Genomic DNA, 18,466 nt, shown 5'->3' on the forward strand with positions numbered 1-18,466 from the left:
TGAACCAATATTTGAAGTATATCGCGATACTAATAATGAGTTTTTTGCTTATTAGTATTAGCTATTTTACAGAGCGATTTGAAAGTACATTATTAATTTCTCAATACTTTTTACTGTTTGGTATTTACCTATATCTCTGTTTGCAAAAGGAGAAATTTAATGTTCGAGAAATAATTTCTTATGCCATTTTATTCAGGTTATTATTAATAATTCTAGTCCCGAATTTATCTGATGATGTGTATCGTTTTATATGGGATGGAAGATTATGGTGGGATGGATATGATGCTTACAGTATTCTCCCTTCAGAATTTTTAAAAAGATCGGAATCAGCTAAATTTTTATTCGAAAAAATTAACTCACCCGAATACTTCAGTATTTATCCTCCTATTAACCAGCTCGTTTTTATTGTAATTACATTATTTGATAAGCTGTTCGCAAGTATAATTGCTTTGAGGTTACTTATAATTTTTACTGAGATTGGGACCTTTTATTTTTTATTAAAGGTATTCAAGCAATTAAATTTGAATGGCAAATCCTTATTGTTTTATGCATTTAATCCACTTGTGGTTTTAGAATTGGTAGGTAATCTTCATTTTGAAGTATTTGTAATTTTCTTTTTAGTATTATGCATTTATTATTTTAATCAGAAAAAAAAATCAATAAGTAGCTTGTCGCTTGGCTTAGCAATTAGCTTCAAATTATTTCCTCTAATCTTTTTAGCTAGTTTCTTTAAATATTTATCTCTAAAAGACTATCTCAAATACATAGTATTAAGCTTATTCCTAGTAGCTATTATATTTCTACCCTTTATATTTTCGGATGTGTTCAAAGCCATATTCAGTAGCTCTACTTTATATTTTAAGAACTTTGAATTCAATGCAAGTATATATTTCTTGGTTCGTGAAATTGGTTTCCTAGCTAAGGGATATAATATAATTGGCACTGCAGGCCCCATTTTAGGACTTATTTCTTTTTCAACAATGGTAATATTTAATTTGATTAATATTAAAGATATGAAGCTTGCAGAGAGAATGATGTGGACTTATTTCATATATCTACTTTTTGCTACTACCGTGCACCCCTGGTACATTTTACCTCTTTTAGTCTTAGGTATTATTTCAAAATATTGGTTCCCGATCGTATGGTCATTTCTAATTTTTGTAACGTATTGGGGATACACCGAAAGTGGTTATATCCAGAATTTATCCTTGATATCAATTGAATACATCTCTTTAATCATTTTTATCGTATTTGAGTTATTCTATAAAAGGAGAATAAAGAAAAGTAATTCTTATGCATAAAATACTAATTAATATGATGATACTTTCGTTTCTGCAATCATTAGTAGCCTGTGGTCAACAAACTTATGATCAGAAATTAAAATCAATATACAGCAATACGGTAAACTTAGTTCAACCTAAAGAGGTGTCAGAAAAGCTTAATGACGAAAATACTGTATTACTTGATACACGTTCAGCAAAGGAATATGCTGTTAGCCATCTGCCTAATGCTAAATTTATTGATTACGATCGATTTGAAATAGAACAAGTAAGTGAAATTGATAAGGATAAGGAGATTATTGTTTATTGTTCAGTTGGCTACAGAAGTGAGAAAATAGGAGAGAAGTTAAAGGAGGCTGGTTATCAAAATGTTAAAAACCTATATGGAGGTATTTTCCAGTGGAAGAATGAAAATTTTGATGTAGTGAATCAAGAAGGGGAAGTGACAGATAGTGTGCATACCTATAATAAAAGATGGGGGAAATGGTTAGAAGAAGGTAAAGGGATTAAGGTATATGAATAAGAAAAGACTATTAATCATATTTGTTAAGAATCCTGAGCTAGGTAAATGTAAAACTCGACTTGCAGCTACAATAGGAGATGAAAAGGCTTTAGTTTTTTATAAAAATATGCTTCAAAAAACTAAAGAGGAAGTAGAAGAATTAGCCTTTGATAAGGCTGTTTATTATTCCTCCTTTATCGATAAAGATGATTTATGGCCCAATAACCCACCATTCTACAAGCATATTCAAAACTCAAATCCTGATCTAGGAGTAAAGATGCAATCTGCATTTGAAGATGCATTTAATAACGGATACGAATCAGTTTGCATTATGGGTAGTGATTGCTATTCTCTGAATAAAGAAACTCTAGAATCCGCTTTTTTAGCTCTTGAGCATAAAGATGTTGTTTTAGGTCCGAGTAATGATGGTGGCTATTATTTATTAGGGATGAATAAATTCTATAAAGAATTCTTTCATAATAAAAGGTGGAGTACTGATACTGTAGCTCCGGATACTATTTTAGATTTTAAAAATTTGAACCTAAGTCATCAATTGCTTAATGAATTAGTCGATATTGATAATGAAGAGGATTTTAATACTATTCCAGAAGAGGAGAGAAATAAACTTTTAATTTGAAAGCGTAACTATAATCTCGTTGTGTTCGCTTAACATACTGGTTCTCTGATTTTTCAGGACTAGACAAATTGGATATAAAAAAAGCCTTTGAAATTATTTCAAAGGCTTTAGCAAAGATTTAAAAATTAGATTTTATGATTATCCAATTGCAACTCTTTTGAATTCAGTAACAGTCATTCCTTTGTTCACTGAATCTAAATATTGAGCAATTGAAGTTTTGTTATCTTTTACGAATGCTTGGCTTAATAAAGTATTCTCTTTAAAGAACTTATTTAATTTACCAGTAGCGATTTTTTCTAACATTTCTTCAGGTTTTCCTTCAGCTCTAGCAGTTTCTTTACCTATTTCGATTTCTTTTTCTACTACAGAAGAATCAACGCCATCTTTATCAACAGCTACAGGGTTCATAGCAGCGATCTGCATCGCAACATCTCTACCAGCATCAGTTACATCAACATCACCAGTGTTTTTCAATGATACTAATACACCTAATTTAGCGCCAGCGTGAACGTAAGAAACTACTTTTTCTCCTTCTAAAGTCTCGTAGTGGCTGATTTCGATTTTCTCACCGATTTTACCAACCATTTCAATAACTTTTTCACCGATAGTGATATCCTCGTAAGGGATAGCTTTTAAAGCCTCCATATCAGCTGGTTTTTCAGCAGCAACTTTCTCAATGATTTCTTGTCCAAATTTCTGGAAGTCTTCATTCTTAGATACGAAATCAGTTTCACAAGTTAAAGAAATCAAGAAAGCCTGTGACTGATCATCATTCGTTTTGATGAATACATTACCTTCTGTAGTTTCTCTATCTGCTCTTTTTTCAGATAATTTTTGACCTTTTTTTCTTAAGATCTCGATAGCTTTGTCAAAATCACCATCAGCTTCTGTTAATGCCTTTTTGCAATCCATCATGCCGGCACCTGTTATTTCTCTAAGCTTTTTTACTTCTTGTGCTGTAATAGCCATGCTTATTTGATTTTAGTGTGTTATATACTTTATTTCTTGAATGGGTTTAAACAAAAAAATGAACACCGAATCTTGTCCGATGTTCAATTTTATTGTTATTCAATATTCTACATGAATAATGATTTATTCAGCTGATTTTTTAGAAGCGTCTTCTTTTTTAGTTTCAGCTTTAGCATCTACTGCTTTTTTCTCTTCCTCAGCTTGCTTCATTTTAGCATCATCTTTCTCTTGCTTTCTTTCCATTAAGCCTTCTTCAATAGCTTTACCGAAAGATTTCAAGATTAAGCTAATTGATTTCCATGCATCATCATTAGCAGGAATTGGATAATCAACTTGCGTAGGATCAGAATTCGTATCAACCATTGCGAAAACTGGGATATTTAATTTCTGAGCCTCTTTGATTGCAATATGTTCTCTTTTGATATCGATTACAAAAAGAGCTGATGGTAATCTGTTAAGATCAGCGATACCACCTAATACACGCTCCATCTTTTCTCTTTCACGCTGAATCATTAATCTCTCTCTTTTTGCAAGATTAAGATAAGATTCGTCTTTCTGTAATTTATCGATATTAGCCATTTTCTTTAATGACTTTCTGATAGTTGCGAAGTTAGTTAACATACCACCTTGCCATCTATCAGTAACATAAGGCATGTTTAATCTTTTCGCTTCTTCTTGAACGATATCTTGCGCTTGCTTTTTAGTAGCTACAAATAAAACTTTCTTACCAGAACGAACATGATTTTTGATCGCGTGGCATGCTTCATCTAAAGCAGCTAAAGTTTTGTTCAAGTCAATAATATGGATGCCATTACGCTCCATGAAAATGTAAGGAGCCATTTTTGGATCCCACTTTCTTGTTAAGTGTCCGAAATGGACACCAGCTTCAAGTAAGTCGTTGTACTCAAGCTTAGCCATAAGTGTTTATATTTATTGTTTGTAAGTAAAAATTAACGTTTAGAGAACTGGAATGCTCTTCTAGCTTTTCTTCTACCGTATTTCTTACGTTCAACCATTCTAGGGTCTCTAGTAAGAAATCCTTCTGCTTTAAGTGCAGGTCTGTGCTCAGGATCAATTTCGCATAAAGCTCTAGCTATAGCTAAACGAACAGCTTCAGCCTGACCAGCAACACCACCACCATCAACATTAACTTTAAGGTCGAAAGAACCTTCAGTTTTTGTAGTAGCAAATGGTTGATTTACGATAGCTTGAAGAATTTCAGTTGGAAAATAATCCTTAACGTCTTTAGAGTTAATGGTAATAGCACCTTTACCAGATTGCATGTACAATCTAGCAACAGATGTTTTTCTTCTTCCAATGGTGTTTATAATTTCCATCTATTGATTTTTTAGATTTCTTTAACTTTAGGTTTTTGTGCTTCATGACCATGCTCAGCGCCTTCATAAACATAAAGGTTTCTGAACAAGTCTCTGCCCAATCTGTTTTTTGGCAACATACCTCTAATCGCTCTCTCTACTAATAAAGTAGATGATTTAGCTTTTAGCTGGCGAGGTGTGATTTCACGCTGACCACCAGGATATCCTGTGTAAGTCTGATACGTTCTATCATCCCATTTTTTGCCTGTCATCAATATTTTGTCTGCGTTGATAACGATAACGTTATCACCACAATCAACATTAGGTGTGTAACTCGGCTTGTTTTTACCACGAAGGATTTTCGCAACATCGCTGGCAAATCTACCTAATACTTTTCCTGCAGCATCCACAACAACCCAGTCTTTTTCAACTGTTGCTTTGTTTGCTGAGACGGTTTTGTAACTAAGCGTATCCACTATTTTTTCTTTTTGTTAGTTCTTAACTCCTTATTAATTAGCTTTTTACAGATAGTTAACATTTATGATCGGGCGCACTATCCGCTAAAAGGGACACAAAGATAGAAGCTTATTAATTGAAAAACAACATACTAAGGAAAAAATGCGCTGGTTTTCAGTCAATAATTGCTATTTTTTGTGGCTGCAAAATTAGTAAATATAAATGAAGTCTTAACCTTTCTGGAATTAATTATTTGAAACTAATTTTATTAAATTACTATAATTAAAAAGCTTCACCTATAAAAAGATAGAATCCTGTGCCCTCAGCAGTAAATGCAACATCTAATCGAGTGTAAATATCTTTTTTAGGGAATAAAAGAAATCTTAAGCCTGCACCGCCTGATACTACTACATTATCTAAGTTAAAATTACGCATATCTGGAAATACTTTGCCAGCTCCTGCGAAAACAGCGGCTCCAATTCTATCGGTGAAGTTAAAAGGAATTGGTAAAAACCGATATTCTACTTGTGCGGCTATTTGGTTTCTGTCCCGATATCTTCCATAGTAATAGCCGCGCATAATACTTTCACCTCCCATTAGAGCTAATTGATTAAAAGGAACGTCTCCTGAATTGAATTGTCCTAATAATTGTGAGGCAAATACATTGTGTTTACCTATCGATCTGTAAAGTCGAGTATCAGAAATTATGGATGTAAAATTAAAGGTGCTGCCCCAGGCTTGATTATAGTGAAGCATGGCAAGCTCTGAAAAAAAGCCTTTTCTAACATTCAATACATTATGTCGATTATCATGAACTAAACCTATTCCAAAACCTAGGTTAGTTGAACCATTACTTCCTAATGGTAATTCTTGTGGCTCGCTAATTTCTTCAGCAGGATTGAAATTCACAGATGATAAGCGCTGAAAATCAGTTTCAAAACCTAAAAACACATCTTTTCTGATTTTTCGTAATATTCTTTCTTTTATGAATATTTGATTGGCATCAACTCGAGCAATATATTCTTCAGGTGTATCATTTCCAATTCCATGATAAAAGAGAGGGAAACTTTGGAATCTTATTCTACCCAGTAAAAACCATTTGTCTTCATCGGAATAAATGGCATGATCGAACCATAAGCCATACTGATTTTCAAGGGTGAAAAAAGTAAATCCATTAATTTCACTTAATCGATTCGTGGTATCTTGATTTGCATAATAAACGAGCAGTGAGCTTAAGCCAAATTCCCAACTGGTTTCAGGCGAATAAGCTAAGGTAGGGTAGATCAAGAACTGGGGTTTTTGAATGTCACTGGTATCATTGATTATACTATTAATGTATTTGCTTACGATGTTCTGTCCGTGTGCAAAATTAGTAAGGCTTATTAAAGTACTTATGAAAATTACTTTTAGAGTATTCGATAATGATATATTCAAGCTTTTATTCTTTTAACTTTAGTCAAAGAAACGATATTGAAGTATATCTTCATCTATATTTTGAAAAATATTTGAAAAAAAAATAGCCTTTGAAACTACAAAGGCTATTTAAATTTCTGATTTTAAATAATTTATTTAGTTCTCATATGTATATCTCTTTGAGGGAAAGGAATTTCTATGTTTTGTTTCACAAATTCGTTATTAATGGCTTCCATATTATCGAAGTAAACTGGCCATAGATTGTCCGTAGAGGTCCAAACTCTAACACTTAAATCTAAAGAACTATCTCCAAAATTAGTAAATTTCACTACTGGTTCTGGGTCTGGATTAATTCTGTCATCTTTCGATAAAACACCTAAAATAATTTCTCTTACTTTTTGAAGATCTGACCCGTAAGCTACTCCCACATTCAATTCAGCTCTTCTGGTATCTTTAGCTGTTGCATTTTTAACACTTGAATTAGCTAAGCCTCCATTTGGAATTATGATTAATTGATTATCAAATGTTCGAAGATGAGTGTGGAGTATATCAATTTTTTCTACTACTCCCATATGCCCTTGAGCTTCAATAATATCATCAACTTTGAAAGGCTTTGTAATGAGTATCAAAATACCGCCTGCGAAGTTCGATAGACTTCCTTGTAAGGCTAAGCCTATTGCTAAACCTGCTGCACCTAATACTCCTAATAATGCTGCTATTTTAATATCAATGCTTTGTGCTATAACTAATACTAAAGCAATGTAAAATACAAAACGTAAAAAAGAAGTTAAAAAGGAAGCTAAAGAAACATCAAGCTCGGACTTTTTAAATGCTTTTTTGATTCCTTTCATGATGTAACTAATCAAAATTCGTCCTATAACGAAAATCAGAATCACTTTTATCAATGCAATTCCAAATTCAATACCATAAGATTGAATTTTCTCTAGTACATCTGGATCAAGTTGTTCTAACATAGTTTTATAGTTTTAGTGATACTTTATATAAACTGAATATAGTTAATTATTTTTTTATGTTTTGTAAATATTGGTCAACTCCTTCTTCTAGTGAGGTAAAATCCTTAGGATATCCAATTGACTTTAATTTTTCCATATTAGCTTCAGTGAAATACTGATATTTATCTCTGATATCTTCAGGAGTATCAATAAAGCTAATATCTTCTTTCATTTTCATAGATTTGAATACTGCTTTCACTAGATCTAAAAATGTACGAGCTTTACCGCTGCCCAGATTGTAGATGCCAGAATTTTTACGATGATGCATCAACCAAATCATGACATCAACAACATCATTTACAAAAACAAAATCTCTCATTTGTTCTCCATCCTTAAATTCAGGATTGTGTGAACGAAATAATTTCATTTTACCACTTTCTGAAATTTGACGATAAGCATGAAGAATAACACTTGCCATTCTTCCCTTATGATATTCTCCAGGTCCATACACATTAAAGAATTTCAAACCAGTCCAATAAAAAGGCTTTACCTTTTGGTTCAGTGCCCAAATGTCAAATTCGTTCTTGGAAACACCGTATGGGTTAAGTGGTTTTAAATGAGGGATTTTACTTTCATCATCATCATAGCCTAATTCTCCTAAACCATATGTGGCTGCAGAACTTGCATACACTAATGGAATTTGCATTTCTATACACTTTAACCAGATCTTTTTAGAATATTCGGTGTTTAACTGTGATAATAGTTCTTTGTCAAATTCAGTGGTATCCGTTCTAGCTCCTAAATGAAAAATGAACTCAATCATTTTAGGATCTTGTTTTTCAAGCCAATTAAAAAAGACGTCTCTTTCAACTTTTTCTTGAATTTTTAATCCTTCTAAGTTTTTATTTTTATCGGCATTGTCAAACTTGTCAACCGCAATTATGTGGTTAAATCCTTCAGAATTTAACTTTTTAATCAAATTTGAAGCTATAAAACCTGCAGCGCCAGTAACTATTATCATGAGATGTATGTTTTTGAATTAAGCTATTTGAACAAAACTATTTATTATAAATGAATAAACGTATATTTGCAGCCTAAAAATTGAAATTGGCATGATTTACGTTAATCGTAAAGAACATTTTAACGCAGCTCACAAGCTTTTTAACCCAAACTGGAGTAGGGAAAAGAACGAAGAGGTTTTTGGTCCTTGTGCAAATGAAAACTGGCATGGTCATAATTTTGAATTGATTGTGACAGTAAAGGGTGAGCCAGATCCTGAAACTGGCTTTGTGGTAGATTTGAAAAAATTAAGCAATCTGATTAAATCAGAAGTAATAGATAAGGTCGATCACAAAAATTTAAACATGGATGTGCCATTTCTTAAAGGTAAAATGGCAAGTTGTGAGATCATTATTGCAGAATTCTGGAGAATACTTGAGCCGAAAGTTAAAGAATTACAAAAAGGGGCGAGTTTACATAAATTAACTCTTTATGAGACTCCAAGGAATTTTGTGGAATATTATGGCTAATTAATAATGAAAGCCTCTAAATTTTTTTCATAATAAAATGCCAATGATTCCTTAAAATCGAAAGTGTATTTATAAATTGCGCTAATGGAAAATTTTGTTGTATCAGCAAGGAAGTATAGACCAAAAGGATTTGATGAAGTAGTAGGACAAAAACACATTACTACTACTTTAAAAAACGCTATTGATAATGATCATTTAGCGCAATCTCTACTTTTTTGTGGTCCTAGAGGGGTAGGTAAAACTACCTGCGCTCGAATTTTGGCCAGACTGATCAACGATTTTGATGTAGATAATATGGAGGGTTCTTCTTCCTTAAATATCTATGAGCTAGATGCAGCTTCTAATAATTCCGTGGATGATGTTAGAAATCTTATTGATAAGGTAAGAGTACCCCCTCAGCACGGAAAATATAAAGTATATATTATAGATGAGGTTCACATGCTTTCAAATGCAGCATTTAATGCATTCTTGAAAACATTGGAAGAGCCACCGTCTTATGCAATTTTTATTCTGGCTACAACGGAAAAGCATAAGGTAATCCCAACTATTCTTTCCAGATGTCAGATCTATGATTTTAATAGAATAAAAGTATCTGATATATCAGATCATTTGAAGGAAATTGCTGATAGAGAAGGCATAGAAGCAGAAGATGCTGCTTTGCACTTAATTGCGCAAAAGGCAGACGGAGCTTTACGTGATGCACTTTCTATTTTTGATTTAATTGTTACCTTTTCGCCTGATAAAAAAATCACTTATCAAACTACCATTGATAATCTTCATATTTTAGATTATGATTATTATTTCAAGGTGACGGACGCTTTAAATGGTGAAAAAATTCCTGAAGCATTATTACTGTTTGACGAAATCCTGAAGAATGGCTTTGATGGTCATAATTTTGTAAATGGATTAGCCTCGCATTTTAGAGACCTTTTAGTTTGCAAAGATGCCTCTACTCTAGAGTTATTAGAAGTTTCGGATCAAGTAAAAGCGCAATATCAGGAGCAAGCGAAGAATGTTGACGCTTCATTCTTGCTATCTGGTTTACAGATTCTCAATCAAACGGATCAATCCTATAAAGCGAGTAAAAATCAGAGATTGGCAGTTGAGTTAGCTTTGATGAAGTTAGCAAAGCTCAATAGTGCTATTGATTTAGCGAAGCAGCAGGAAGAAGTTCTAAAAAAAAAAGTAAGCTAAGTGAGCAGTCTGACTCTGAAGATGAGTCATCTTCAGTAAAAAAGACTTCCATTGCTGACCAGATGGCTGCTAAGGCCAGACAGAATAAGCCATTAAAGTCAGCTCCTTCAATTCCAAAGCCAGGAGAGTCCGTTCAGAAAAAAACTGAAGAGAAAAAACCTAATCCAATAGTTGGCACTTCTTCTGAAGAATCATCTGAAGAAATGAGTACATCAACTGTTCAGAAGCTAGATTTAAATGCAGAGGAGTTAAAGAAAGTAGTAAATCAGTTCGTTGAGCAAAATAAAGTAGGACCTTTAGTTGAGAACTCATTAAAAAACTCCATTCACTTAGAAGAACAGATGATTACGGTTGAATTATCAAATCCCGTTGAGGTTGATGGTATTGAAAAAATAAAGGCTGATTTTCTAAACTTTATTCGAGCTAAATTTCAAAATCAGGAAATTCAATTGCAACATCATGTGAATATCGAGAAGGCAGCAGAAAGGCCGTACACTCCAAAGGAGAAATTTGATGCTATGATGAAGGAAAATCCTCTTCTTGGTAAATTGCGAGATACTTTCGGCTTGGATCCTGATTATTGATTTTTAATTATTTTAATGAGATGATGCTGAAGAATAGAATCACTATTTAAATCTAAGTTTTTCATCTCCAAAGAGATATTGTAATATTTATAATTCTCTTTTTTGTCAATCTTTTCCCAACCTAGTTTATCCGCTATATAATTATAGCTTGCATATTGCGTGTTAACAATAGTTTTAAAATCAAAATCAGAAGTATCTTCAACTTTTGATTCGTTGTTGTACTTGTTTTCTGCGACTTCTATATTAAGTTTAAAATCTGAGTTATTAATAGAAACTTCCTGATTTAAGTGTGTAGAAAAAGCAAGAATTGTTAAAACAGTATTATAAATTGCATGATGTAGAAAAGCCCATCCGAATCCTAGTTTTATTCTTAAGTATCCTAATATTGTACCGCCTATAATTTGAGGGGCTACAAGCAATGGTAATAGAATCCATATCAAAATGGATTTTTCTTGAAAATTAAAAATATGGACAAAACCGAACGCTATTACAAAAAGGTAAAAAAATATTCTGAAATGCTTTAACCAAAAATTTTTAACTCTCTCTTTCCCAATGAAAAGACCAATAAATTTAAATAAATAGTTTCTTTTATAATGAAGCGGAAGCCTAAAAATAATTTCTTCTATAAGAGGGGATAGAATACCACCTGCTAATATGAGTATAATAATCCCATATTCATTGGCAATGTTTGAAACAGAATGGTTATTTAAATCGATATTACTAAATTCTTCTAATATGTATAAAAGAAATAGAATAGGGGAAATAAGTATCGCATCTATTAACAAAAAAATAAACAGCTTACTCCATTTACTTTCAGAGTCATCTGCACTTTTGTTTGGGTTCGGTTCTGGGTTTTTAAGGAAAGCCACATATTCCTTAAAATTGGTTCTAATAAGGTTGAGCAAAATTGATTAACAAGTTTGAAAGCTAGTAAGGTATTTTAATGTTTAAGCCGATATTCATTACACTTTTGAATTGAATGCCGGGTACGTATCGGAACTCTCCTAAAGCTTCATTAATTACAATTTCTTTAGATTTAATATCATCATCATAAATTAATTGGGTGCTATATGAAGCAGATAAGAAACTGTTGATTTTAAAGATTAATGCAGTTTCCCAATTAATGTCAATATTTCCTAATTTTTCATAATCAGCAAACATATTTAGGTTTGTCGAAAGGTTTACATTCTCCCAAATGTCTTTTTGGAAAGATGAAGAAAAGTTAATACCCCCTTGGAATCTTGTGGTTTCACCTATTTCAACACCATAAGCCCCAGCGTTAGATAGGCTATCATCGGTTACAATTGTTGTTTTAGATGAAAGTGGAGAAAAAGAAGCTGAAAATATTTCTTTGTATCGATAGGTAAGGCCAATATTAGCTAAGAGAAAACCAGGCGCTAAAAATCTCGAAATTACTTCGTTTTCCTCATTCAGACCTTCATCAAATTGGGTCCTAAAATCAACCATTCCTGAGATGAAAATTCTTTTCTTTAGCTGTCTACTATACCTTGAAGTTAAAATTATATTATCATCTGTTTTGATAAAAGGATTTTCATTTTCTCCTTGTCTTAGTAAACCATAGGCTAAATCTAATCTATTGCTCCAAGCATTTTTACCCTTTTCATAATTTGCTTTGAAGTTTGATAGTCCTCCAATGGATATAGAGCTTTTACCTCCACCATTCCAGTTGGTTAGATCAACCTGAGAAAAATTTATGTTAATTAAACCGCCTTTATCCCAATATGAAGTGTCAGTGTTTGCAGCAATACTATCAGTTTGTGCTATAGCATTTGTTGCACTCACTAAAATCAGAAAAATAATAGCTTTAATTATTTTCATAGCCAGAAAATGTTGATGTTGATTTAAAAATTAGCTTAAATCCAAAGAACGAATCTCGTTAAGAGCGTTCTCAGTAAGCGGTTTGGTAATGAATTTAATTACATGATCGTTGTTTACGATCTTATCTATATCTCTTTTGTTATCTGAACTGGATAGAATTATAACTTTACATTTATCTTTTACAATGTCAGAGAATTTTTCGAATTCATATAGAAATACGAATCCATCAACTATAGGCATGTTGATATCAAGAAAGATGATGTTAGGGAGTTTGTCAGGATCATTTTTATGATCTTCTAAATATTCTAAGGCACTTTTACCTGAATTTTTAATTTCGACATATTTTGCGAATTCCGTTATTTCTATGATACGCTTGCTGATGAAGTTATCAGTATCATTGTCATCGACAAGCATCACTAAATCAACAGTTTTTGTAGCTGTTACCATGTAATTTACCCTTGTAATCTAATTGATCAACTTTCTTATTACTCTGTTTAGAGTTATTTCTAAACATAAGTAAAGTTTTTTTTATTTGAAACATAATTCTATCGAAATACACTATTTTTTCGATAGATGCCACAAATGTAAGACAATGTAGTTAAGAATTAATGTAATTGTTTCTTTTATTTCTGTTTGATTAGAATTAATTCACCTTCTTTTAAGGTGTAATCATTTTTGTTATTCCACTCCATTATATCTTTTAAGCTAACATTATATTTTCTTGCTAACGCATACATTGTATCTCCAGATTCTACTTTATGTTCAATGGTCTTTGAATCATTTGATTGGTCAGCTGCCTCAGAAGCGCTGTTTTTCATAGCTTCATCATCAGTTTGACTTCCCTCTTTTGAAGGGTTTTCAAAATATTCTACTTTATTTACTTTAATAATCTGACCAATTGAAAGGGTGTCTCTAATGTTTAATTCGTTGACGCTTAAAAGATTAGATATTTTCATATTAAAGCGGTTAGCAATAGAGAAAAATGTATCCCCTTTTCTTATTGTATATTCCATCAAATCAGCTTGGACAGACTCATTTTCATTTTCGAATTTAATATCCTCTTCTTTGCTTGACTCTTCAATTATATTTTTACCTACTTCAACTTCTGTAGAATCAATTTCTTCTGTCTTTTCTTCTATTAATACAGTATCTACTTCTGTACTATTGCTATCGGATAATGTTTCAGAAATAAGTGAATCTGATGAAGAAATCACTATTGAATCTTTAAGTTTTTCATGAATTGGGTTGATAGCATTTTTCGATGAATCATGATTATTATGAATTGTATCTGGCTGTTGTTCATTGATGACAGTTTCTATCACTTCTTGCTGTTTTGGCTCATCTTTCTCTACTTTTGGTGCTGTTCTGTATTCAATTTCTACGTTAGCAGGACGATTTTGTCTTAACCATAATACTCTGCCTACTCTCGGTTGAGCAGGTGGTTCCATTCTATTTTTCCTATATAGTTTCTTAAGTTTTACTCCATATTTCTGACTGATATCCCACATTGTTTCACTTTCAGTAACTGTATGATAATAAAATTTAGCTCGATTTCTTTTTCTTCTTAAATAGTAAATTCTTCCTGTTGTTAACTCCTCTCTGATTTTAAGGTCGTTAAACTTTCTAAATTTATATTGTTCTATTCCTGCCACTTCAGCTAATTTCTGTACTGTATAACCAGCTGGAGCATAAATTCCGTCTAATCCATTTATTTCTACCTTATGGGGGATAGATCGATCAGATTTACTAGGGTAGTGGTCTACTAAGGGGAATTTTTGCTGCTCTTTATCATTTATATCTCCTGGTAAATGATCTAACTCAGCTTCTTTTTGATTCTGTAATTTGGTTATCTTTTCAAGATTACTCAGTGGAACAACAATAGTATATTCCTTATCCTCAGGGATTTTGCTTCTTTTCAACCATTTATTATATTCAACAAGAAGTTCATAGGGTACTTCTTCCTGTTTCGCAATAGTTTTTAGGTTGTCGGATTTTTTTGAGGATACTTCTTTTAAATAGTAGGGAGTTTTAGATGTTCCTAATACATTTTCAAATGCCACTTTATGAGCAAGATATTTTTTCAAATACCAATACGTATCACTAGTTATCTTTAGTTTATCTTTCCCGAAATTGCTTTCATCTACCACATCCATAGCGCCACCACGGCCTCTTTGATAAGCGATTAAGGCATAGGCCCAATTGTCGAAATATTCATTATGACTTTTTAAGTAATTTGCAGCAGCACGGCTAGAGGAAACGATATTCATTCGCTCGTCAACATAGCGATCTATTCTTAAGTTATTTTCTAAACCCGATATTTCCTTAAACTGCCAAAAGCCTACAGCATTACTGCTAGAAACAGCGTCTGATACTAATGCACTTTCTTGAATTACTAAATATTTAAAGTCTTCAGGTAAGCCTTCTTCTTGAAAAATTCTTTCGATTATAGGCATGTACATATCTACCCTTTCCAGTTTTTTCTGAAAGTATTTTTCACTTCTTGTTAATGCATCTACATCTGCTTGAATGTCACGAATTGCATCGGAGGTTAATCTTAAATCCATATTAGCAAATGCAATTCTTGAGGGAACTTGTTGAGCATTTGCAATAAAGCACAATGGATAAATAAATAGTAATAGTAAAGGGAATTTCAATCTCATTTTTTTCTTAAAATCATTAAGCCATCTCTTATTGGAAATAGTACATTTTGTACACGCTCATCTTTATGTACAAATTCGTTAAAATTAAGCATAGCTTCTGTATCTTTATCAAGCTTTTTTCTGTTTTTTTCTAAAACTTTCCCGCTCCATAAAACATTGTCAACTAGAATGTAACCTCCGGTTTTAACCTTGTCTATACAGATGTCATAATAGTTTTGATAATTTGATTTATCAGCATCAATAAAAACCATATCCCATTCAACATCCAGCTTTGGCACAATATCTAATGCTTTACCTATCTTTAACTCTATTTTTTCTGCAAAATCAGATTCATTAAAATATTCAGTTAGTCGGTCTTTCAATTCTTCATTAACATCTACCGTAATGAGTTTACCATCATTTTGAAGACCTTCAGCCATACATAATGCAGAATAACCAGTGTAGGTGCCTATCTCTAATATGTTTTTAGGTTGAATCATGTGAGAAATCATGGAAAGTACTCTACCCTGTAAATGCCCACTTAACATTCTGGGTTTTAAAACTTCAGTATGCGTTTCTCGATTTATTCTATAGAGAAGCTCATTTTCATTTTCGGTATGAGCTTCAACATATCTCTCTAAGTCTGGATCTAGAAATTCCATTTCATCTTCTTTTAGCTGTATAGGTTAAAATACTCAATCTATCCTCATTAAAAATTTCATGTGCAGTGTCTTGTAAGTCAGAAGCCGAAATATTCCTTATCTGATTAAATAACTCATCTAAGGATTCAATTTTATCTTTATCTAATAAACTCCTGCCTAACATGAGCATATAATTCATATTGTTCTCCTCTGCCATTGCTAATTGCCCCATAAGTTGCTGTTTGGCTACATGAAGTTGCATGCTGCCTAAAGGCTTATTTTGTAATTTTAATAATTCCTTTTTTACAAGCTTTATACTTTTCGGCAGTTGACCTGGGTCTGTCCCGAAAAATATGCTGAACAGGGCAGTATCAGTAAACGGATGATAACCGGCATCAATTGCATAAACAAAGCCATATTTCTCCCTTAAGGCCATATTTAATCGGCTGTTCATGCCAGGTCCGCCAAGGATATTCACTAACATAAAAAAGGCTAGCCGTTTTGGATGATGAATAGGATAGGCGGTAGTGCCTATAGCACATTGTGATTGAGATATTTCTTTATCGAAATTTAATCGTCTTGGTAAATAGTGATCAAAACTTATTCTTTCCCTTTTCCTTTTATGATGAGCTATAGGTTCCAAATATTTTTTTATGAAACGATCTAATTTCTTTTCTGAAATATTTCCTACAATAGAAAACACTATCCTTTCAGTATCTAAATTTTCTTCTAAAAATTCCAAGAAGTGATTTCTGTGGAAGCTTTTCAGGCTCTCTTCAGTACCTAAAATGTTATTTCCCAATGGATGACCTGAAAATACTAAGGCGTCAAATTGGTCTTGTATATCATCTTCAGGAGAATCTTTATACATGGCCATTTCTTCCAAAATCACTTGTCTTTCCTTTTCGATTTGCTTTTCAGGAAATATGGATTCAAAAGTAATATCTACAAGTAAGTCTATTGCTTTATCAAGATATTGTTCCAACACTGAAGCGTGAAAAAATATTTTTTCTTTGGTGGTGTAGGCATTTAACTCACCCCCAACAGAATCGAGCCTATTTAGAATATGAAAAGTTTTGCGCTTTTTAGTCCCTTTAAAAGCCATATGCTCCCAAAAGTGAGCAATACCGACTTGATGTGGTTTTTCATCGCGACTCCCTATATCTAATGCGAAACCACAGTGAACAATTTTTGAATTGCTAACAGGTTGATGTATAACCCTGATTCCGTTTTCTAAAGTCTTAATATTATATAAATTCATTCATTCCCCACTTAGCTGCAAAACTACAATTATCTTTCTTTTTAATGAAGTAATGAGTAGGACAAAGGAAATTTTATTTAGTTTTGGGCAAAATCAAATTAAGGATTTAATTTTTTAGTATGCATATAGCTTTCGAAGCCAAACGTGCTTTTAACAATTTTACCGGTTTAGGGAATTATAGTCGATTTGTTATTTCTTCACTAAGAAAATACTACCCTGATGAAGAGTATTCAATATTTACTCCCAAATTATCTAAACATTCGGAAGCATTAAGTTTTTTTAAAGAAAATAAGGAATCAACCATTCAACCATCAGGATTATGGAAGTTAGGCAGTTTAAAAAATATTTGGAGATCAAAGAGAATTGGGCGAATTGCTGAAAAACACGATGTGGATGTTTTTCATGGTTTGAGCAATGAATTGCCTAGTGGCCTTAAAAATTCTACTAAAAAAGTTGTTACAATTCATGATTTAATCTTTTTAAGATATCCTGAGTTTTATCCGTTAATTGATAGGAAAATCTATAAGAAGAAGTTTAAATCAGCTTGCAATAATGCGGATGAAGTAATTGCTGTAAGTGAACAAACTAAGCAGGATCTAATTGAATTTTTTGGTTACCCTGAAGATAAAATAAGCGTTGTGTATCAGGGTGTTCATCCTATTTATAATCAAGAATTAAAGACGAGAAGATTATTGTATCTCCTCGATCATTATAATTTACATCAGCCTTATTTTTTATATGTAGGCTCTATTGAGGATAGAAAAAATGCTAAAGATTTAGTGATGGCATTTAAGTTGGTACTAAATCAGGTAAAAGATGATTTATTACTCCTTATTGTTGGCAAGAAAACAGCCTATCAAGCAGAGGTCGAAAAGGAAATTACTAATTTGGGATTAGACCATAATGTCAGGATATATAATAAAACACCTTTTTCTGATCTTCCATATCTTTATAAAGGTGCTTTAGCTTCAGTTTACCCTTCTAGTTTTGAAGGGTTTGGAATCCCAGTTTTAGAGTCATTATCAGTGGGAACTTCTGTTGTTGCGGGAAATCAATCAGCAATGAAAGAAGCAGGAGGGAAGCATGCACTTTATGCTGATCCTAAAAATCATGAGAGTTTAGCTAGTCAAATGGTTAAATTAGCCGAAGACAATAATTTTAATGAGCAATTATTGAATAATGTAGAATCGCATCTTGCTAAGTTTACTCAAGAGGAAATTGCTCATGATTTAATGAAAATCTACAAAAAATAA

General features: G+C 32.5%; 20 protein-coding genes. 7 read left to right on the forward strand and 13 right to left on the reverse strand.

The window, feature by feature from the left end; genetic code table 11:
* Positions 1 to 35: 35 nt before the first annotated feature.
* Genes QYS48_RS11830 through QYS48_RS11840 form a run of 3 tightly spaced genes read left to right on the forward strand, consistent with a single transcriptional unit; the run spans position 36 to position 2,419 of the window.
* Positions 36 to 1,301, forward strand: a complete 1,266-nt coding sequence (locus QYS48_RS11830) for a hypothetical protein (RefSeq protein ID WP_308356078.1) — start codon at positions 36 to 38, stop codon at positions 1,299 to 1,301.
* 13 nt (positions 1,302 to 1,314) lie between these two features.
* A complete protein-coding gene (locus QYS48_RS11835; RefSeq protein ID WP_308356079.1) occupies positions 1,315 to 1,803 on the forward strand; it encodes a rhodanese-like domain-containing protein in 489 nt (162 codons plus the stop codon).
* Positions 1,796 to 2,419 (forward strand): TIGR04282 family arsenosugar biosynthesis glycosyltransferase, encoded by a 624-nt coding sequence (locus QYS48_RS11840; protein ID WP_308356080.1) that lies wholly within the window; start codon positions 1,796 to 1,798, stop codon positions 2,417 to 2,419. Before QYS48_RS11835 ends, QYS48_RS11840 begins: the two co-directional genes overlap by 8 nt.
* A 138-nt stretch (positions 2,420 to 2,557) precedes the next feature.
* On the opposite strand, the gene tsf is transcribed toward QYS48_RS11840, so the two are convergent.
* The 7 genes from tsf to rfaD form a co-directional block, all read right to left on the reverse strand.
* Entirely contained in the window at positions 2,558 to 3,388 is an 831-nt protein-coding gene (gene tsf, locus QYS48_RS11845) for a translation elongation factor Ts (RefSeq protein ID WP_302123767.1), read from the reverse strand.
* 123 nt (positions 3,389 to 3,511) lie between these two features.
* A complete protein-coding gene (rpsB, locus tag QYS48_RS11850) occupies positions 3,512 to 4,306 on the reverse strand; it encodes a 30S ribosomal protein S2 (RefSeq protein WP_308356081.1) in 795 nt (264 codons plus the stop codon).
* 32 nt (positions 4,307 to 4,338) lie between these two features.
* A complete protein-coding gene (rpsI, locus tag QYS48_RS11855; RefSeq protein WP_302101604.1) occupies positions 4,339 to 4,725 on the reverse strand; it encodes a 30S ribosomal protein S9 in 387 nt (128 codons plus the stop codon).
* An 11-nt stretch (positions 4,726 to 4,736) separates the two neighbouring features.
* Complete coding sequence (gene rplM, locus QYS48_RS11860; protein WP_308356082.1) at positions 4,737 to 5,180, reverse strand: 50S ribosomal protein L13; 444 nt, start codon at positions 5,178 to 5,180, stop codon at positions 4,737 to 4,739.
* A gap of 262 nt (positions 5,181 to 5,442) precedes the next feature.
* Positions 5,443 to 6,594, reverse strand: coding sequence for a BamA/TamA family outer membrane protein (locus QYS48_RS11865; protein WP_308356083.1), 1,152 nt, complete (start codon positions 6,592 to 6,594; stop codon positions 5,443 to 5,445).
* A gap of 131 nt (positions 6,595 to 6,725) precedes the next feature.
* Positions 6,726 to 7,547, reverse strand: coding sequence for a mechanosensitive ion channel domain-containing protein (locus QYS48_RS11870; RefSeq protein WP_308356085.1), 822 nt, complete (start codon positions 7,545 to 7,547; stop codon positions 6,726 to 6,728).
* A gap of 46 nt (positions 7,548 to 7,593) precedes the next feature.
* A complete protein-coding gene (rfaD, locus tag QYS48_RS11875) occupies positions 7,594 to 8,547 on the reverse strand; it encodes an ADP-glyceromanno-heptose 6-epimerase (RefSeq protein WP_308356088.1) in 954 nt (317 codons plus the stop codon).
* 91 nt (positions 8,548 to 8,638) lie between these two features.
* On the opposite strand from rfaD, the gene QYS48_RS11880 reads away from it, so the two are divergent.
* From QYS48_RS11880 to QYS48_RS11890, 3 genes are all read left to right on the forward strand, one after another.
* Positions 8,639 to 9,055, forward strand: coding sequence for a 6-carboxytetrahydropterin synthase (locus QYS48_RS11880; RefSeq protein ID WP_302101603.1), 417 nt, complete (start codon positions 8,639 to 8,641; stop codon positions 9,053 to 9,055).
* Positions 9,056 to 9,139: 84 nt separating this feature from the next.
* The gene (gene dnaX, locus QYS48_RS11885; protein ID WP_308356089.1) at positions 9,140 to 10,249 is read left to right on the forward strand and encodes a DNA polymerase III subunit gamma/tau; all 1,110 of its coding nucleotides are present in this window, start codon (positions 9,140 to 9,142) and stop codon (positions 10,247 to 10,249) included.
* A gap of 62 nt (positions 10,250 to 10,311) precedes the next feature.
* Entirely contained in the window at positions 10,312 to 10,833 is a 522-nt protein-coding gene (locus QYS48_RS11890; RefSeq protein ID WP_308356090.1) for a hypothetical protein, read from the forward strand.
* Here the strand turns inward: QYS48_RS11890 and QYS48_RS11895 are convergent.
* The 6 genes from QYS48_RS11895 to QYS48_RS11920 all read right to left on the reverse strand — a co-directional run bounded on the left by QYS48_RS11895 (position 10,827) and on the right by QYS48_RS11920 (position 17,213).
* Positions 10,827 to 11,738 carry a CPBP family glutamic-type intramembrane protease gene (locus QYS48_RS11895; RefSeq protein ID WP_308356091.1) on the reverse strand — a complete coding sequence of 304 codons (912 nt, stop codon included), beginning with the start codon at positions 11,736 to 11,738 and terminating at the stop codon, positions 10,827 to 10,829. The genes QYS48_RS11890 and QYS48_RS11895 overlap by 7 nt on opposite strands.
* Positions 11,739 to 11,760: 22 nt before the next feature.
* A complete protein-coding gene (locus QYS48_RS11900) occupies positions 11,761 to 12,672 on the reverse strand; it encodes a DUF3078 domain-containing protein (RefSeq protein ID WP_308356092.1) in 912 nt (303 codons plus the stop codon).
* A gap of 30 nt (positions 12,673 to 12,702) precedes the next feature.
* Complete coding sequence (locus QYS48_RS11905) at positions 12,703 to 13,119, reverse strand: response regulator (RefSeq protein WP_302101599.1); 417 nt, start codon at positions 13,117 to 13,119, stop codon at positions 12,703 to 12,705.
* 176 nt (positions 13,120 to 13,295) lie between these two features.
* Positions 13,296 to 15,332 carry a LysM peptidoglycan-binding domain-containing protein gene (locus QYS48_RS11910; RefSeq protein ID WP_308356093.1) on the reverse strand — a complete coding sequence of 679 codons (2,037 nt, stop codon included), beginning with the start codon at positions 15,330 to 15,332 and terminating at the stop codon, positions 13,296 to 13,298.
* Positions 15,329 to 15,973: an O-methyltransferase gene (locus tag QYS48_RS11915; protein ID WP_308356094.1), complete on the reverse strand. Its 645-nt coding sequence runs from the start codon at positions 15,971 to 15,973 to the stop codon at positions 15,329 to 15,331. The genes QYS48_RS11910 and QYS48_RS11915 overlap by 4 nt, the downstream gene beginning before the upstream one ends.
* A gap of 1 nt (position 15,974) precedes the next feature.
* A complete protein-coding gene (locus QYS48_RS11920; RefSeq protein WP_308356095.1) occupies positions 15,975 to 17,213 on the reverse strand; it encodes a pitrilysin family protein in 1,239 nt (412 codons plus the stop codon).
* Between the two features lie 119 nt (positions 17,214 to 17,332).
* Between QYS48_RS11920 and QYS48_RS11925 the strand changes: the two genes are divergently transcribed.
* The gene (locus QYS48_RS11925) at positions 17,333 to 18,466 is read left to right on the forward strand and encodes a glycosyltransferase family 1 protein (protein ID WP_308356096.1); all 1,134 of its coding nucleotides are present in this window, start codon (positions 17,333 to 17,335) and stop codon (positions 18,464 to 18,466) included.

The organism is Marivirga arenosa, assembly GCF_030503895.2.
GTDB classification, from domain to species: Bacteria; Bacteroidota; Bacteroidia; order Cytophagales; family Cyclobacteriaceae; genus Marivirga; species Marivirga arenosa.

Coding starts and splice junctions, on each gene's coding strand:
- QYS48_RS11830 (WP_308356078.1), top strand. CDS start 36: ATGAGTTTTTTGCTTATTAGTATTAGCTATTTTACAGAGCGATTTGAA.
- QYS48_RS11835 (WP_308356079.1), top strand. CDS start 1,315: ATGATGATACTTTCGTTTCTGCAATCATTAGTAGCCTGTGGTCAACAA.
- QYS48_RS11840 (WP_308356080.1), top strand. CDS start 1,796: ATGAATAAGAAAAGACTATTAATCATATTTGTTAAGAATCCTGAGCTA.
- tsf (WP_302123767.1), bottom strand. CDS start 3,388: ATGGCTATTACAGCACAAGAAGTAAAAAAGCTTAGAGAAATAACAGGT.
- rpsB (WP_308356081.1), bottom strand. CDS start 4,306: ATGGCTAAGCTTGAGTACAACGACTTACTTGAAGCTGGTGTCCATTTC.
- rpsI (WP_302101604.1), bottom strand. CDS start 4,725: ATGGAAATTATAAACACCATTGGAAGAAGAAAAACATCTGTTGCTAGA.
- QYS48_RS11870 (WP_308356085.1), bottom strand. CDS start 7,547: ATGTTAGAACAACTTGATCCAGATGTACTAGAGAAAATTCAATCTTAT.
- rfaD (WP_308356088.1), bottom strand. CDS start 8,547: ATGATAATAGTTACTGGCGCTGCAGGTTTTATAGCTTCAAATTTGATT.
- QYS48_RS11880 (WP_302101603.1), top strand. CDS start 8,639: ATGATTTACGTTAATCGTAAAGAACATTTTAACGCAGCTCACAAGCTT.
- dnaX (WP_308356089.1), top strand. CDS start 9,140: ATGGAAAATTTTGTTGTATCAGCAAGGAAGTATAGACCAAAAGGATTT.
- QYS48_RS11890 (WP_308356090.1), top strand. CDS start 10,312: ATGGCTGCTAAGGCCAGACAGAATAAGCCATTAAAGTCAGCTCCTTCA.
- QYS48_RS11900 (WP_308356092.1), bottom strand. CDS start 12,672: ATGAAAATAATTAAAGCTATTATTTTTCTGATTTTAGTGAGTGCAACA.
- QYS48_RS11905 (WP_302101599.1), bottom strand. CDS start 13,119: ATGGTAACAGCTACAAAAACTGTTGATTTAGTGATGCTTGTCGATGAC.
- QYS48_RS11910 (WP_308356093.1), bottom strand. CDS start 15,332: ATGAGATTGAAATTCCCTTTACTATTACTATTTATTTATCCATTGTGC.
- QYS48_RS11915 (WP_308356094.1), bottom strand. CDS start 15,973: ATGGAATTTCTAGATCCAGACTTAGAGAGATATGTTGAAGCTCATACC.
- QYS48_RS11920 (WP_308356095.1), bottom strand. CDS start 17,213: ATGAATTTATATAATATTAAGACTTTAGAAAACGGAATCAGGGTTATA.
- QYS48_RS11925 (WP_308356096.1), top strand. CDS start 17,333: ATGCATATAGCTTTCGAAGCCAAACGTGCTTTTAACAATTTTACCGGT.